The following is a 15,341-nucleotide window of genomic DNA, read 5'->3' on the forward strand; positions in this document are numbered from 1 at the left end:
TGCCATCATTTCTTCCGCTTCCGTTGTTTTGCGGGTTTCTATAATTTTATTAAACTTCGGTAAAACTACCGCCGACAAAACCCCAATTACAATTACTACTACCAGTAGTTCTGTCAGCGTAAAAGCACGTTTCTTTTTACTTTTCATTTTTGCCTCCTCCTACTATAATACAAAAACAACCACGAGCCCCTAATAGTTTGCTCGTGTCAATCTATTCATATAGGATAACAAATAAAATTTAACAAAAAAAGAAAAAACAATGTCAAGTAAAATTTTATTAGAAAATTTGTATATACTGACAAAAAATATCCCCGGGCAAAACCCGGGGATACATAAGAATTATAACAAACTATTTACACCACGCTTCGGAACCCACCGATTCCATGCCAAAAACGTCACAGGCTCCGTCATTTCCATTATCATAACAGAGCAATTCTACGGTACCGGGCGCCCCGGATCTTTCCCCAAATAAGAAATTGACACCTTTATAATCTCCGCTAAGGCGCATGGCACATACTTTGTTTTGGTTACCTGTTCCGCTTGGCAATAGAGAATAACCAAAATCTTTACTTTTGCAACCAATCATATGGCCATCTGTTTCTTCTCCCAACGAACAATCAAACGAAAAATCTAAATTTTCAAAACCGAATAACTTGGCGACATATTTCGTTTTTTCCATATCATCTAACAAGCGCATTTTAGCATCGTAAATACGCCGCAAATTTGCACGAACTTCGGCAATGCGGGATTTTTCAATCGTTTTTTCGTACATGGGAACAGCCATTGTTACCAATATTCCCATGATAAGTACTGCAATCAAAATTTCTACTAATGTAAAACCTCTATTCATAATTTTCCCCCTAATTCGCCACCTGCGGAGTATCTTCTCCGCTTGCAGAAAAACTCACATTAGAAGTTGTATTTCTATCCAACCCATATACATCGCAAGCCGCAGCTGTGCCTTGACAAGATATTTGCAAACTATTGCGATCAAGTAAAATATAAGTACCGGCGTAAGGATTTTTCAATTTTTTAGCCGCCACATATCCATTCGTTGCAATTTTGTACGCAAAACGCCGGCAATTTAATATTTCAAAATCTTCTATGAAACATTGCGCCGGTAAGCGATCGGCATCAAACATATCCAACCGAGCAAAAGAATGGGTTTTTTTATCTTTATAATTCAGCAATTGAACATACGAACGATAACCATATTCACCGGCCAGACGTTCACTGCTGTCATAAATAGTGCGCAACATGGCTTGTGCTTCCGTGGCACGGGAACTATCCACCACCCGCTTATACTGCGGGACAGCCACGGCCGTTAAAATACCGATAATCACCAAAACGACTAATATTTCTGATAAGGTAAAACCTTTTTGAAAATTTTTCATGGTATTCTCCTAACGCAAATCGCAATCGTCTATATTAAAAATTTCACAACCGTTATTTTTAGGATCAGAACCGGTATATTTACACATCAAACACCGGCCGTCAAAAAAAATTTTTGTACCGGGATAACGCGTAATAGGCTCGGCCGACACCAAATTCGGGTCATCATCATCAAATAAGAAATAAAAAAAGTTACTTGTCATCCAAAGGGTAGGTTCGGAAGGATCTTTGAGTTGCCCCCTAATTTCAATATCCAACCGGGAAAAAGGAGCCTCTTTTTTGCGATATTCTGGGTCGTTACGCAAGGCTTCCCAATCCAAATCCCGCTCGGTAATTAACCGCTCACGCGCATCAAAAATAGCCGGCAACATTTGGCTGGGCTCCGCCGCGCGCGAACGCTCCAAACTGCGCCGGTATTGCGGCACGGCCATAGCAGTAAGCACCCCCATAATAAGGACGACTGCTAACAATTCAATCAATGTAAAACCTTTGCGTTTCATAAACACTCCCTGAATGATTAAAATTACGATGAATTACTTTTATTATAACTAAAAAAGCCCGGGAATAAAAGGGGGAATCTGTCTTTTATATAAATTTTTTCCCTAAAAAAATCAAAAACTGTTACAATATAGCATTGTCCCGCATACGGGCCAAGGAGAAAATTATGATTAAAGAAGGTGCTAAAGTAAAATTTGATTACACCCTGACGGTTGACGGTAAAGTAGCCGATACTTCCGCCGGGCGCGGCCCGCTTGAATATACGCACGGAGCCGGGCATATTATTCCCGGGCTTGAAAAAGAACTGACCGGAATGAAAGTGGGCGATAAAAAAACCGTTAAAGTCGCGCCCGAAGAAGGTTACGGCAAAGTGTTAGACGAAGCCATCCGTCGCGTACCGAAAAGCGCTGTGGGCGGGGCTGAAAACTTAAAAGTAGGCGACATGGTAGGTGCCAGCAATGCCGGGCACACATTCCGCGCCATCGTTAAAGAAATTACCGATACGGAAGTGGTGTTAGATTTCAATCACCCTTTAGCCGGCAAAGAATTAACCTTTGACGTAGAAATTAAAGAAATCAATTAGTTCATATCTTATTTGCAAAAACTCCCGCCGTTTGGCGGGAGTTTTTTATTTACCGAATTTTTGCAAGAACCATTTGAGTACCCAATCGGGTTTATAATCAATAATTTTGCGGTTATGCGGCGTGTAACTTTCCGGCGGAGCCATCAGTTGTTTTTCACGCGGCAAGAACGGATAAAAATAATTTGTAACCACTTCTATATTCGGATACCACAAATTGTGTACCTTTTTATCTATCCAATGCTGCAAACCTAAATTTGGTAAATCAAGCCCGGCACTGGCCGCCCAAAAAACGGAATTCACCGCAATCACATAGAGTGCAAATTCTTGTTTCAGTAACGACAACAAATGCCACGTTTGGTTAATGGTAAATTTTTTAATATCAATTTCCATATAATCGGCATTTTCCGTCGGGCCGCCTTTGGTTACACTTAACACCACATACCCTTGTTCCATCAGCCCTTGCGCCAGTTTTTTCATGTGCGGATACACATAATTAGACCCGCGCGAATCTAACTGCAAAAATACCAATCCTTTTTTGCCGTTCATTTTAGCGCGTACGGTTTGCAACGTTTGCGTTACGACTTCAGCCGGTTCTTTCGGGAAATACATCACAGGCGCCGGCGCTTCAGCAGGAAGCGGCAAATCAAACGTGTCAAACAAACTCACCACCCGATGCGTTACTTTTTTACTGTAATCGTAATAAACGGGAACGGCTAAAAATCCGTCGGGGATATTTTTGAAAGCGTCCTCGTAATCGTAATTTTTCCAAATAAGCGGATGGCGCGTACCGTTAAAATAAAATACTTTTTCAAAGTTGGGGTTTTCGGCCAGTAATTTACCGACAATCGGCGAATTATTCCTATCAAACTGCGCCCCGACATACGCATAAAACGGCACGTTGGGATACTTCTTTTTAAGTTCCCCCCACACCGGCGTAGTATATAAGTAGTCGCCGATCCCCATAAAGAAAATAAACGCAAATCCCTTGACCGCACCCGTTTGCAAGGCATTGTCAAAGTTATAATGCACATGTTCATGGCGGTAAAGCGGACGGGAAATGCGGTAAAATGACGGATCGGACGGCGCTATTTTATCCGTCTGAAACGGTTTATTGTCAAACCGGTACCACGGGGCCGTTTTCTCAGGCAAGAAACCGGTTAATTGATGATATAACCACCGGCCCATTTCGTAACACACGCAAGGCAAACGGCGGGAACAAATTTTACGATACAAAAAGTTATTCATATATAAAAAATCCCCGCGTTAAACGCGGGGATAAAAAGCCTTATTATCTACAATATTTCATTATGCCGTCATCGGTAACTTCACTGTTGATAGCCTTGCAAAAGTCCCATAAGTTACAATTATCCCCATTATCATCATGACAAGTCCAATAGGTTTGCCCAACCGACAAATTACCGGGCACACCGGTTTTTCCGGCTTTACCTATATAGCCGCGGCTTAGTACTGCACCCGTTTCTTTATTAATGACCGGTATTATGCAGTTGCGGTCCGTCGGGTCGCCAATATATTCCAATTTAAAATCCCAATATTTACCCTCGGGAGATATTTTAATATCCAAATCTTCAAAGGCAACCGGGCATCCTTCAAAGCGGTGTTCCGTAGCGTACATAATTGCAGCTTCCAATAAAGCTTTGCTGGTTACGCTAGCCTCTACGGTTTTGGCCTTTTCAATAGATTTGCGGTAATTAGGTAACGCTACCGCCGATAAAATACCGACAATCAACACTACAATCAACAACTCAATCATGGTGAAACCTTTTTTGTTCATAGTTATTCTCCTTAATAAATCTATTTATAGTATAACAAAAAAACAGGAAAAAAACTGCCCCCTTTTTGATATTGGCTAATATCCTATATTAACTTGCAATTTAATTTGCGCGGGCTCTTGCAAAATTCTATAATAGAAATAAGGTTTCGTTTGGCCTTACGTTATATGCCGAACACAAAACCGTTTTTAATTCAAACAAGGAGACTTTCTAGTATGGCTAAATTAGTTGCTATGGACGGTAACGGAGCAGTATCCCACGTCGCCCATGCTACCAACGAAGTAATCGCGATTTACCCGATTACCCCGTCTTCCACGATGGGTGAAATCTGTGACGCTAAAAGCGCCAAAGGCGAAACGAACATTTGGGGCAACGTTCCCTCGGTGAGCGAATTGCAATCCGAAGGCGGTGCTTCCGGCGCCGTACACGGCTCGCTAGTAGCCGGTGCGCTTACCACCACCTTTACCGCTTCGCAAGGTTTACTTTTGATGATTCCGAACATGTATAAAATCGCCGGCGAATTAACCCCGACGGTTTTCCACGTTTCGGCCCGCGCGATTGCTACCACCGCTTTGTCTATTTTCGGTGATCATTCCGACGTAATGGCTGTCCGCCAAACCGGCTGGGCCATGTTGTGCTCGGACAATCCGCAAGAAGCCATGGATATGGCCCTAGTCGCCCAAGCGTCCACCTTGCGTGCCCGCGTACCGTTTGTACACTTCTTTGATGGTTTCCGCACCAGCCACGAACTTAACATGGTGGAACCCTTGACCAAAGAACAAATGAAAGAAATGATTAACGATGACCTCGTAGCCGCCCACAAATCCCGCGGTTTGAACCCGGAACACCCGACCGTACGCGGTACGGCTGCCAACCCGGACGTCTATTTCCAAGAACGCGAAGCCGTTAACAAATTCTATAATGCCGTACCCGGTATTGTGAAAGAAGAAATGGCGAAACTCGCCAAAATGACGGGCCGCAATTACGATTTATTCCAATACTTCGGCGATAAAGATGCCGAACGCTTAATCGTTATTATGGGTTCCGGCGCTGACGTAGCCCAAAATGCGGTAGAAGTGATGAAAGGCGAAAAAGTGGGCGTACTTAAAGTTAAATTATTCCGCCCGTTCTCCATTGCCGACTTCATCCGTGTCATTCCCAACACCATTAAGAAAGTAGCCGTTATGGACCGCACCAAAGAACCCGGTTCGTTGGGCGAGCCGCTCTTCCAAGATGTCTGCGCGGCCTTCTTAACCGAAGAAGCCAAAGCCAAATTCGCCACGACTCCTTTAATTATCGGCGGCCGCTACGGTATCGGTTCCAAAGACTTTACCCCCAGCGACATCAAAGCCGTATTTGACAATTTAGCCGCTAAAAACCCGATTAAAGATTTTGTAGTCGGTATTAACGACGATTTGACCCACAAATCGCTCCCCACTACCAAATTGGAAAGCAAAGCCGGCAATGATATTTTCGCCGCTTTGTTCTACGGTTTAGGTTCTGACGGTACCGTCGGTGCGAATAAAAACACGATGAAAATCATTTCCGCCAACGGTTTCTTTGCGCAAGGGTACTTCGTCTATGACTCTAAAAAATCGGGCTCTATGACGACTTCCCACATCCGCTTCGGTAAAAACTATATCCGCGCTCCGTATCTCATCCAAGCCGCTGATTTTATCGGCGTACATATGTTTGACTTCTTGGATAAATACGACGTACTCGGCAAAGCCAAAAAAGGCGCCACGGTCTTAATCAATGCGCCGTACTCGGCCGAAGAAGTGTGGAACCACTTAACCGCGGAAGTACAACAAATCATTATTGACCGCCAACTCAAAGTCTATGTGATTGATGCTTCCGAAATTGCACTCAAAACCGGTATGGGCAGCCGCACCAACACGATTATGCAAACGGCGTTCTTCGGTATTGCGGGTGTAATTCCTTCGGAAAAAGCCATTGCGGATATTAAACACGCTATTGAAAAAACCTATTCTAAAAAAGGTGAAGAAGTCGTACAGAAGAACTACAAAGCCGTAGATGCGGCTTTAGCCGGTCTGCATGAAGTAAAATATCCGTCTAAAGTTTCTTCCAAACTTCACACCAAAGCCCCCGTTCCGGCCGATGCCCCGGCGTTTGTTAAAGACGTTTTGGGCGAAATGATTGCCGGACGCGGCGACAACTTGCCGACCTCGGCTATGCCCGAAGGCGGTGTATATCCGACCGGTACCACCCAATACGAAAAACGCAACATTGCGATTATGGTTCCGGCATGGGATCCGGACACCTGCATTCAATGCGGTTTCTGCTCTATGGTCTGCCCGCATGCGGCTATCCGTATTAAAGCATACGACGCTGATGCGCTCAAAAATGCACCGAAAACTTTCAAATCTGCCGACGGCAAAGCCGATTTGGCCGGTAAAAAATTCACCGTACAAGTAGCGGTGGAAGACTGCACCGGCTGCGGCGCGTGTGTATTTAACTGCCCGGCGAAAAACAAAGAAAATCCGGAAAAGAAAGCCATTAACATGGTGCACCAACTTTCCGTGCGCGAAAACGAAATTGACAACTACGCTTTCTTCTTGGGCTTGAAACAAGCCGATGTAAAAACGAAGAAAGAATCTGTCAAAGGTTCTCAAATGAGAAAACCCTTGTTTGAGTTCTCCGGCGCGTGCGCGGGCTGCGGTGAAACCCCGTATGTAAAACTCTTAACGCAATTGTTTGGGGATCGCTTGGCCGTTGCCAACGCGACGGGCTGCTCGTCCATTTACGGCGGCAACTTGCCCACCACTCCGTATTGCCAACGCGAAGACGGCAAAGGACCGGCTTGGGCCAACTCCTTATTTGAAGACAACGCCGAATTTGGTCTCGGTATGCGCTTAGCGTTTGACCAACTTAACCATGATGCCAAAGCACTCTTGGAACAAGCCAAACAAGACGAAAACTTCAAAGCCCACACCGCTTTGATTGACGCCATTTTGAACGCCGATCAAACGACCGACGCGGGCGTAGAAGAACAACGCAAACGTGTGGCCGAACTCAAAGGTATTTTAGAAGGCGGCGCGAAAAAAGGTTGCGAAACCTGCAAACGTCTGTTAAGTTTGACCGACTACCTAATCCGCAAATCGGTGTGGATCTTGGGCGGTGACGGTTGGGCCTACGATATCGGCTACGGCGGTTTAGACCACGTACTCGCCAGCGGCAAGAACATCAAAATCTTGGTGCTGGATACGGAAGTCTATTCCAACACCGGCGGTCAAATGTCCAAAGCCACCCCGTTAGGTGCTAAAGCCTTATTCGCCGCTGGCGGTAAAACGATGCCGAAGAAGGACCTCGGTATGATTGCCATGACCTACGGTAACATCTACGTCGCGCAAATCGCGATGGGAGCCAACATGAACCAAGCCATCCAAGCGATTGCCGAAGCCGATGCTTACGACGGTCCGGCCTTGGTCATTGCGTACTCTCACTGTATTGCTCACGGGATTGATATGTCCAAAGGTATGGGCGAAGCCAAACGTGCCGTACAAGCCGGCCGCTGGATCCTCTACCGCTTCAACCCCGAAGCCCGCTACGAAGGCAAGAACCCCTTGCATGTAGACAGCCCGCTCGGCGCGCCGACGTTGCCGTTGGCTGACTATATGAGTGGCGAAAACCGCTTCAAAGGGCTTATGCGCGATAATCCGGAACTGGCGAAGAAACTCATTAAACAAGCCGAGTCCGAATATGCGTGGAGACGCGATTTGTATAAACAACTCGCGGCTATCACGCCTGCTGAAAAACTTGAAAAATAAGTTTGCTGGCTAACCAAAACCCCCTAGCCGAAATCGGCTAGGGGGTTTTTACGAATAAAAATTTTAATTAAAAACCGCTGTTGTTAAAATATTGTTCGTTGTGCGTCCAATAATAATACAAACTATACACCGCAAGCACTAAACAAATAATACCTATATAAATAAGCGTGCGACCAATCACAATATCATAATTCAGTAATCCCAACGGTTGTAAAATATAGTGCCAATCTCCTTTCACTTCTCCCGGAGCATAATTCGTCATCATATCCGAGGAGCTCAACTTCAAAGCACACGCCCGCGCATCGGCGGCGTAAATTCCGGCACCGTAAAAAGTGCTTGCCAACCAATACCAAAGCCCCGGTAGAAAAAACCGTCCCCCCGCTATACGCAAACAGGCCAGTAAGAGCAACAGCGGAACTAATGTTTCCATACCGTTACCCATAGCAGCGGCCCACCACTCGCCAAAGGCAGGGCAAGAAGAATAGCAAATACGCCAACCCAAATTGCCCACTAAATTGTGCCCAATCATCTCATGGATAAGATAATTAGGGAAATATACAAAGATATTGTCCAGCGCGGTTTTAATAAAAGGACTTTCCCAATGGGTTATCCCCCAATAACACGCGCCGCCTACAAATAAAATACTCCAAAACCCCCACTTAAAATATAATGGGCTTTGATGGTAAGGATCTATATGTTGCAGTAAGTTTTTCATAGAAGTATTATACTACTTTATGAAAAACCCTCTGTTCACACGCCGGCATCGTAAGCAATTTGCTACAATAACTCTATGCTTAAAAAATTTATTATCTTATGTATTTTAATCGGAGTCAGTGCATTAGGGATTAGTTATCATACCGCCCTTATACAAGAGCGTGGCGAAAATCTAGTTACCGATGCCTATTATGGTGATTTGGAAAGTGTAAAAGATGATGTGGATGACGGTGCCCCGCTTGATTTTATGTTTTATTTCCACGACGATGAACGCGAATATTCTGCCGTTTCATTTAATGCATTACACGCGGCCGCTTCAAGCGGAAATGAAGATGTAATCAACTTTTTATTAAACCATGGCTTTGACATCAATGCACAAACGCCCGATGGCTGGACTCCTTTATTCATTGCTGCGCGCGATGGAAACACAGAAGCCGCCAAGTTATTCGTTTTCCGTAAAGCCGATTTGAATATACAAACAAATTTAGGGGCCACCGCACTACTGATGGCTGTTACGCAACCGTATCCTACGGAAGAAGAACGCGCCCAATTGGTGACTTATATGCTAAAACGCGGAGCAGATCCTGATCTAGCCGGCGAAAATAGTTTTCCCCCGTTGTACTTTGCTGCTCTTATGAAGAAATTGCCTATTGTTAAAATTCTGTTAGACAATAATGCTACCGTTACCCCGGAATTATATGAAAATATTTCACAGTATTTTCAAAAAGAAAAGACGGCCGATGGCAAACAAATTTTAACGCTTCTTAAAAAGAAATTACCCAAACAAAAATAAAAAATCCCCGGATGCTAATCCGGGGATTTCCTTATATCAAATAAATACTACGGCTTCAACCCGACGTCAGCATGTTGAGAAAATTCTTTGTCCAAATGCTCTGCCCCTTCGGGATCTAATCTCACCCAGTCCTGATACCCGCCTAAATTCGGGTTAATAATGCGCCGGGCACCTTGACGGAGCAAGAATTGTCTTTGATAATTACTACCATCCGCAGGCGCTTCCCCTATCCAGGTTCCGTCACTCTTTTTGGTATAATCATTTTGATATTCGTTCGTCCAGATTGATTTTTGAGAACTTCCGGAAGACGTAGTCAAATAACTGCAATTGGCCGGAGAAGCCGCTTCACAATCGCCCAAATATAACTTGGTAGTTTTGAGCCCTTCCAAATCCATCGTACCGCCAACGTACATTTCCGTAGCCTTTAATTTATTCTGCGTAATCGAAAGCGGAAGCCCAGGCAAACTATAAGCACCGGAACCTCTGTTGGTATTGTTGGTGGCCACATTGGCAAAAATTGCTTTCCCTACCATTTTTCCTTCTTTGCGCAGAGAGACTGAACTAACCAGCAATTCCGCAATAGAAGCACTGGCAAGTTTAGCCTCGTTATCGAGTACGACGTTCCCTAAAGAAGGAGCCTTCGAACCGGCCAACAAAATAGTACCGCCGGAGGCCTTACTGTTACAAAAATTTACGCGTCCGCTTTGTGCTATTTCATTAGGGTTGGCCGTTTCCAAGGTTGTAAACGTACCTACAGGAGAAGATAATACTGTAGCAAAATTAATCTCTTCTGCATAACATAAAATGCCCACAAGCATCAAGCCGATAATTCCCATTATCTTTTTCATAATACACTCCTTTCCTAAAAACAGAAAAAAATACAACAACTTATATTATAAGTGTAACATACGTTACACAAAATTTCAATAGCAAATTAGGCTTTATTTGCCACCGCGCACAAGAAACGTATAACCTTCTATTTGGCCTTCTGTATTCCTGGCAGGAATTACTTCCCATTCTACCGATTGATAAATTCCGCTGGGCAACAATATTTCTAAAGTTACCTGACAAGGATTATTCCCCGCAGCCTCTAATTTCTGCCGGACCATTCGTCTGGAACTTTCTTCATCGCGAATCAGTTCGGTAAAAAATTCACGTCCGATAAATTTTTTAGGTTCTTGTTGCAACCACTCAGCCAAAGGACCGTTGACATAAGAGATGTAAAAATCTTCACTGACCCGCAAGGCCGGAGTCTGCAACGCATCTAATGTACGGGCAAAAGTTTCCCCGACAATAGCAAACGATTTATCAACTTGATGCAATTCTATACGCAAACTCAATAAACGAGCCATTAAACCTAAAAATTCTTCCGCACCCGGTTGGAAACAACGGCGCGAATCTGACGAAGCGAAACATAAAGCCCCTTCCACTTGTCCATTGACCACCAAAGGCGCGGCTAATAAGGCACCGAATTTCTTGGATTGATGGATACAACGAGAACAGTTTAACCCATCCAAATCGGGCTGTAACACCACAGCGCCATCAGTCACATCCTGCAAACATTCTTCCACGGCAAATTCCATACCGCGCTCAATACTCTTGGCATTTTTAGATGCGTAAAGCACCACGCTCGCGGTATGGTCTTTACGAGACTCAAAACGTAATACCAAGCCCGTATCGGTTTGGAAAATTTGATTGCCTAACGCTAAAATTTGCTCTACTTGTTCGGTTAAACTCAAATCTGTTTTTTGCGATAACAGATACAAGGCATGCAATTGGCGGTCATATACTTGTTTTTCCGAAGCATCTTTCACCCATAAAATGGCTTCCTTGCCGGATGCTAACGGTGAAACATCCACCTCGTAATAGCGCGTATTTCCTTGGCGTTCCCATTCAAATTCAAAATGGGTGCTTACATGCACAGATAAAGCCTCTTTAATAGAGAACAGCGCACGGGAAGCCGCCTCTTCCGGCCAAAATTCCATCGGAGTTTTAGACAAGAAAATGGTTTGGGCTTGCGCATTATTTATATCCGGCAAATTAGAAGAGGTCTCCATGACTTTCCCTTCTGCATCCACGCGCAAGTATAACCCGGGTAAAGTTTGACGCAAACTGGTTAATTCTTGCGCTTCGTGCGATTCTTCCCCCCATTTTTGTTGTTGGGCGGTTAAATTGCTAATCACCACTAACGCTTCATTACGTTTAGGTATATCAATTAAACTCAACACTACTTGCGCTACAAACGAACTGCCATCTTTTCGCCGTAGCGGCAAACGGAATTCGGCTTGCCCGCGGCGGGCCAGTTGGGTCTGTACTTTGCTTAATTCAAAAGAGGCCGATTCATCTTCTTGCGACGGGTCAAAGAACAAATCTGCAAATTTCATCTGCGACAGTTCTTTATGGGAATATTGGGTTTGACGTGCCAGCCAATTATTGAGTTGTTCTATGGCGCCCAATTTGCGGTTATTAAAATCTACCCGCAAAACAGCACCATCCGTTGCACTGCGCAAAGCACTTAATTGGGCGGAACGTTCCTCTAAAATCTTCATAATTTGCAAGTGGAACGCCAAACTGTGCAAGACAAAAAGCAATTGGCCGCTTTCTTCCCGCACCGCCATCAGCCGCACTTTGCAAGTCTCCAAACTGCTGCCTAACAAAATCGTATATTCCCGGTTAGACAGTTTCCCTTCTTTGCGCAACAACTTGAAATCTTGCTCAATAAGGGGTTCATCATCCGGGTGGAATAAACGGCGGATATCACTGCCTTTCAGTTCATCCATGTGCAGTTGGCATAAGGAACAGAACAACTGGTTACATTCCGTAATAATAAAATCGTCATTACATAACGCATACGGTTCGCTGTTAGGGAGCACCAACCGATTTTCAGTTTTTCCCTGATGTTGCGGAGTTAAAAACGGCGGAAGCGGCGGTAACGAAGGAGGAACTTCTTCCGCTTCAGTTGATTCGGCAGGGGCAGCAGGGGCTTTAGACGCCTGCCGCTGCTCTATACACACTAAATACTCGGCCTCCACAGAACCATCTTTTGCATCCCGTTTGGCAATCGGCTCAAAAGACACCCATAAATTCATCTGCCCGGTTTTATGGATATGCTCCGGAAATTGACGGGCGGCTTTATCAAAATCAAACACATAATCTGTCCGCACCGCCATACCTTCTTTCATGGCCTTACGGGCGGCCAAGGGAATCCCCGGACGGATATAGACGTTACAATAGAACTTTTTGTCGTCGTCCGTAAACCCGAACAATTGACGGGCCGCGGAATTCATCCGGGAAATATAACCTTTGGAAGACAAGATAAATGCCGGGAATATGCTTTTTTCAAAGGCTTGGCGGAAATTATTACGTTCCTGTTTTAAGGCTCGTACTAATTTATTTTCCGCAGTAATATCATTCAAGAAGCCCAACACCACACGCCGACCCAAATATTTAGCGAGCATAGCGGTAAATTTAGCCTCTAATTTTTGGCCGTCTTTACGGACGAAATGAGCCTCCAAAGAGGTACTGCCGTCATCGGAACCGGTCCGTACCGCCTCGTATTTTTCTTTTAAGAATACGCGGTGGTTTTCGGTAGAAAAATCTAATATTTTTTGGCCTTTCAGTTCGTCTAATCCGTCAAAACCTAACATGGTGCAGAAAGCCTGGTTAGCATACAAAATCTTTCCGTCTTCTATTAACACAACTCCTTCGCGGGCATTTTCCACGAGTAAGGTGTTTTTATCGTTGGCTTCACGGATTTGCTTTTCCATTTTTGTTTTAGCGGTAATATCTTCCGAAACGACCAACAGACAATGGGGCGTACCGTCTTCATTAAACACCGGTGTTTTAACGGTATGCATAATTTTAATACCTTCGTTGGCCGACGACACCAATTCTTGCGGAATATTTTGTTCTTTCTTGCTTTCAAATACGCGCAAATCGGTTTCCCGCACAAATTCCAACTGCTCTTTGTTCAGGTCAGCGCGGTAAGCACTTTTTCCGATAACTTCTTGAGCCGAAACGCCGAAAAGTTCTTCACTTTTCTTGTTCCATAAAATATATTCACCTTCGTAATTTTTAACCGATAAAGATACCGGCAACTGGTTAATAACGGTTTGTAAGAAGTTTTTAGATTCTACCAAGGCACGTTCTTGTGCTTTTTTCACAGAAATATCTTCCACCAAGGTAATCACACAATTTCCTTCTTTAACCGGGGCTTTAACGATATGCAATAATTTCTTTTCTCCGCTGGGAGTAATATATTCTTCTTCGGGAATATCCACCGTTTTCCCCTGCTTCAAAATTTCGCGTTCGCGGTTGATGTAATTGGTTACCTGTTCGTCGGTTTCATGGGCAAGGCCGCCTCTGTCATCAAAATCGCTATCTTCAATTTGTCCGAATAATTCGGTACATTGTTTATTACGCAGCAACATATGGCCGTCTGAAGCGCGGGCATATAGAGCGATAGGGGCATTTTGTACCACCGCCGAGAAGAAACTGTTGATCCGTTGAATTTCCTGCTCTTGGGCAAGACGTTTGGTAATATCTTCAATAATTGTTAAAACAAGCGGTTTGGGGCCGGCATCAAAAAGCGGCACTTTGATAATATGCACCGTACGTTCTTTACCGGAAGAATCTACATACACCTCTCCCGGATATTCATAGGTTTTTCCTTCACGTAAAATCTGCCGTTCACGATCATTGTAACTATCCGATTCTTCTTGGGTTTGGCAATCGTGTTTTTCTTCCAACGAATCCGGTGTTTCATTTAAGATAGATAAGCCTTGTTTGTTAATGAATGTAACTTTTTTATCGCAGTCGCGCGTGTAGAGACCCAGCGGAATATTTTCCAAAATAGCCTGTAATAGTTTTTGACTTCGTTCCAAATCTTGCTGATGCGCCAACCGGTCGGTAACATCTTCATACCGCGTTACTAACAAGCGCAAAGACGATCCTACCCACGATTTGGTAATGGCTAAACAAATCTCTTTTCCGTCTTCTTTGGCGGGCAACGTAAAATTGGCGGGTTCTTGGCGGGTTTTTCCGGCTTTAAGTTCTTCATCGAGCCCATACACAAAGGCCGACAAGGTTTTAGGAAGCAGTTGATAAATAACTTTCCCTTGCGCATCTTTCGCCTGTAAACCAAACAGTTTTTCGGCAGATTCACTCCAAAAAACACATTTCCCTTGTTCATCCTGTACGGTTAATGCCCCGGATAAACCGTCTAAAATCTCTTGCAATTTGGTTTTTTGAGATTGCAAATCTTCCAATTCCGGCATTGCGTTTAATGTAACAACAATTAAAGATGTTTCGCCCATTTTTTTGGCTTCGGCTTGCAAAACAACCATTTTCCCGTCCGGAGTTTTCAGACGCAATAAATTCTTGCTGCTTTGGGTGTACCACCGGGAAAATTCATCTGCAGATATGCCCAATACTTCTTCAACCGTTTTACCCGGTAACTGCGCCGCATTCCACCCCAATAAATTGGCGGCTGCCGTATTTGTTTGCCCGATTTTGCCGTTTTCTTCCACTAACAATACGGCCGTAGGTAATTGTTCCACAAACGAAAGCATATCGGCATTAACGGTTTTTAATACTGCGGTTGAAGGTTTTTGTTTTGAAAAAAACGAAAAGATATTTTTGGGCATATTTTTTCTCCCGGGATAGTGAGATACGATTACGCTTATATATTACATAAATTCAGCCCTACACGCAACCTAACTTCCGTACGCGCGCATAATTCTTATTAAATGGGACTAACCCTATTTTGTTACGTAAGAGTTATA

Annotated in this window: 12 protein-coding genes; 3 read left to right on the forward strand and 9 right to left on the reverse strand. The window is 44.2% G+C overall.

The window, feature by feature from the left end; translation table 11 throughout:
* From ACQY3H_RS01420 to ACQY3H_RS01435, 4 genes are all read right to left on the reverse strand, one after another.
* On the reverse strand, window positions 1-147 hold a 147-nt coding region (locus tag ACQY3H_RS01420; RefSeq protein ID WP_428074809.1), incomplete at its 3' end, for a prepilin-type N-terminal cleavage/methylation domain-containing protein.
* A 202-nt stretch (window positions 148-349) separates the two neighbouring features.
* Window positions 350-850: a type IV pilin protein gene (locus tag ACQY3H_RS01425; RefSeq protein WP_428074110.1), complete on the reverse strand. Its 501-nt coding sequence runs from the start codon at window positions 848-850 to the stop codon at window positions 350-352.
* A gap of 10 nt (window positions 851-860) precedes the next feature.
* Window positions 861-1,394: a type IV pilin protein gene (locus ACQY3H_RS01430; RefSeq protein ID WP_428074112.1), complete on the reverse strand. Its 534-nt coding sequence runs from the start codon at window positions 1,392-1,394 to the stop codon at window positions 861-863.
* Between the two features lie 9 nt (window positions 1,395-1,403).
* Entirely contained in the window at window positions 1,404-1,892 is a 489-nt protein-coding gene (locus ACQY3H_RS01435; RefSeq protein ID WP_428074114.1) for a type IV pilin protein, read from the reverse strand.
* A gap of 164 nt (window positions 1,893-2,056) precedes the next feature.
* Here ACQY3H_RS01435 and ACQY3H_RS01440 point away from each other — a divergent pair, with 164 nt between their 5' ends.
* Window positions 2,057-2,473, forward strand: coding sequence for an FKBP-type peptidyl-prolyl cis-trans isomerase (locus ACQY3H_RS01440; protein WP_428074116.1), 417 nt, complete (start codon window positions 2,057-2,059; stop codon window positions 2,471-2,473).
* Window positions 2,474-2,518: 45 nt separating this feature from the next.
* Here the strand turns inward: ACQY3H_RS01440 and ACQY3H_RS01445 are convergent, their stop codons facing one another.
* Window positions 2,519-3,718, reverse strand: coding sequence for a glycosyltransferase family 9 protein (locus ACQY3H_RS01445; protein WP_428074118.1), 1,200 nt, complete (start codon window positions 3,716-3,718; stop codon window positions 2,519-2,521).
* Window positions 3,719-3,761: 43 nt separating this feature from the next.
* A complete protein-coding gene (locus tag ACQY3H_RS01450) occupies window positions 3,762-4,265 on the reverse strand; it encodes a type IV pilin protein (protein WP_428074120.1) in 504 nt (167 codons plus the stop codon).
* A 213-nt stretch (window positions 4,266-4,478) separates the two neighbouring features.
* On the opposite strand from ACQY3H_RS01450, the gene nifJ reads away from it, so the two are divergent.
* On the forward strand, window positions 4,479-8,051 hold the full coding sequence (nifJ, locus tag ACQY3H_RS01455; RefSeq protein ID WP_428074122.1) for a pyruvate:ferredoxin (flavodoxin) oxidoreductase: 3,573 nt from the start codon (window positions 4,479-4,481) through the stop codon (window positions 8,049-8,051).
* A gap of 67 nt (window positions 8,052-8,118) precedes the next feature.
* On the opposite strand, the gene ACQY3H_RS01460 is transcribed toward nifJ, so the two are convergent.
* Entirely contained in the window at window positions 8,119-8,766 is a 648-nt protein-coding gene (locus tag ACQY3H_RS01460) for a hypothetical protein (RefSeq protein WP_428074124.1), read from the reverse strand.
* Between the two features lie 75 nt (window positions 8,767-8,841).
* On the opposite strand from ACQY3H_RS01460, the gene ACQY3H_RS01465 reads away from it, so the two are divergent.
* A complete protein-coding gene (locus tag ACQY3H_RS01465; protein ID WP_428074126.1) occupies window positions 8,842-9,558 on the forward strand; it encodes an ankyrin repeat domain-containing protein in 717 nt (238 codons plus the stop codon).
* Between the two features lie 47 nt (window positions 9,559-9,605).
* Here ACQY3H_RS01465 and ACQY3H_RS01470 read toward each other — a convergent pair whose 3' ends face one another.
* On the reverse strand, window positions 9,606-10,406 hold the full coding sequence (locus tag ACQY3H_RS01470; RefSeq protein WP_428074128.1) for a hypothetical protein: 801 nt from the start codon (window positions 10,404-10,406) through the stop codon (window positions 9,606-9,608).
* Between the two features lie 93 nt (window positions 10,407-10,499).
* Window positions 10,500-15,203: a PAS domain S-box protein gene (locus ACQY3H_RS01475; protein ID WP_428074130.1), complete on the reverse strand. Its 4,704-nt coding sequence runs from the start codon at window positions 15,201-15,203 to the stop codon at window positions 10,500-10,502.
* Window positions 15,204-15,341 lie beyond the last annotated feature (138 nt).

This window comes from Candidatus Avelusimicrobium luingense (assembly GCF_902757105.1).
GTDB lineage: Bacteria > Elusimicrobiota > Elusimicrobia > Elusimicrobiales > Elusimicrobiaceae > Avelusimicrobium > Avelusimicrobium luingense.

What these genes read in the sequence shown, in the direction of transcription:
- ACQY3H_RS01450 (WP_428074120.1), bottom strand. Translation starts at nt 4,265, where the DNA reads ATGAACAAAAAAGGTTTCACCATGATTGAGTTGTTGATTGTAGTGTTG.
- ACQY3H_RS01425 (WP_428074110.1), bottom strand. Translation starts at nt 850, where the DNA reads ATGAATAGAGGTTTTACATTAGTAGAAATTTTGATTGCAGTACTTATC.
- ACQY3H_RS01460 (WP_428074124.1), bottom strand. Translation starts at nt 8,766, where the DNA reads ATGAAAAACTTACTGCAACATATAGATCCTTACCATCAAAGCCCATTA.
- ACQY3H_RS01465 (WP_428074126.1), top strand. Translation starts at nt 8,842, where the DNA reads ATGCTTAAAAAATTTATTATCTTATGTATTTTAATCGGAGTCAGTGCA.
- ACQY3H_RS01440 (WP_428074116.1), top strand. Translation starts at nt 2,057, where the DNA reads ATGATTAAAGAAGGTGCTAAAGTAAAATTTGATTACACCCTGACGGTT.
- nifJ (WP_428074122.1), top strand. Translation starts at nt 4,479, where the DNA reads ATGGCTAAATTAGTTGCTATGGACGGTAACGGAGCAGTATCCCACGTC.
- ACQY3H_RS01445 (WP_428074118.1), bottom strand. Translation starts at nt 3,718, where the DNA reads ATGAATAACTTTTTGTATCGTAAAATTTGTTCCCGCCGTTTGCCTTGC.
- ACQY3H_RS01470 (WP_428074128.1), bottom strand. Translation starts at nt 10,406, where the DNA reads ATGAAAAAGATAATGGGAATTATCGGCTTGATGCTTGTGGGCATTTTA.
- ACQY3H_RS01435 (WP_428074114.1), bottom strand. Translation starts at nt 1,892, where the DNA reads ATGAAACGCAAAGGTTTTACATTGATTGAATTGTTAGCAGTCGTCCTT.
- ACQY3H_RS01475 (WP_428074130.1), bottom strand. Translation starts at nt 15,203, where the DNA reads ATGCCCAAAAATATCTTTTCGTTTTTTTCAAAACAAAAACCTTCAACC.
- ACQY3H_RS01430 (WP_428074112.1), bottom strand. Translation starts at nt 1,394, where the DNA reads ATGAAAAATTTTCAAAAAGGTTTTACCTTATCAGAAATATTAGTCGTT.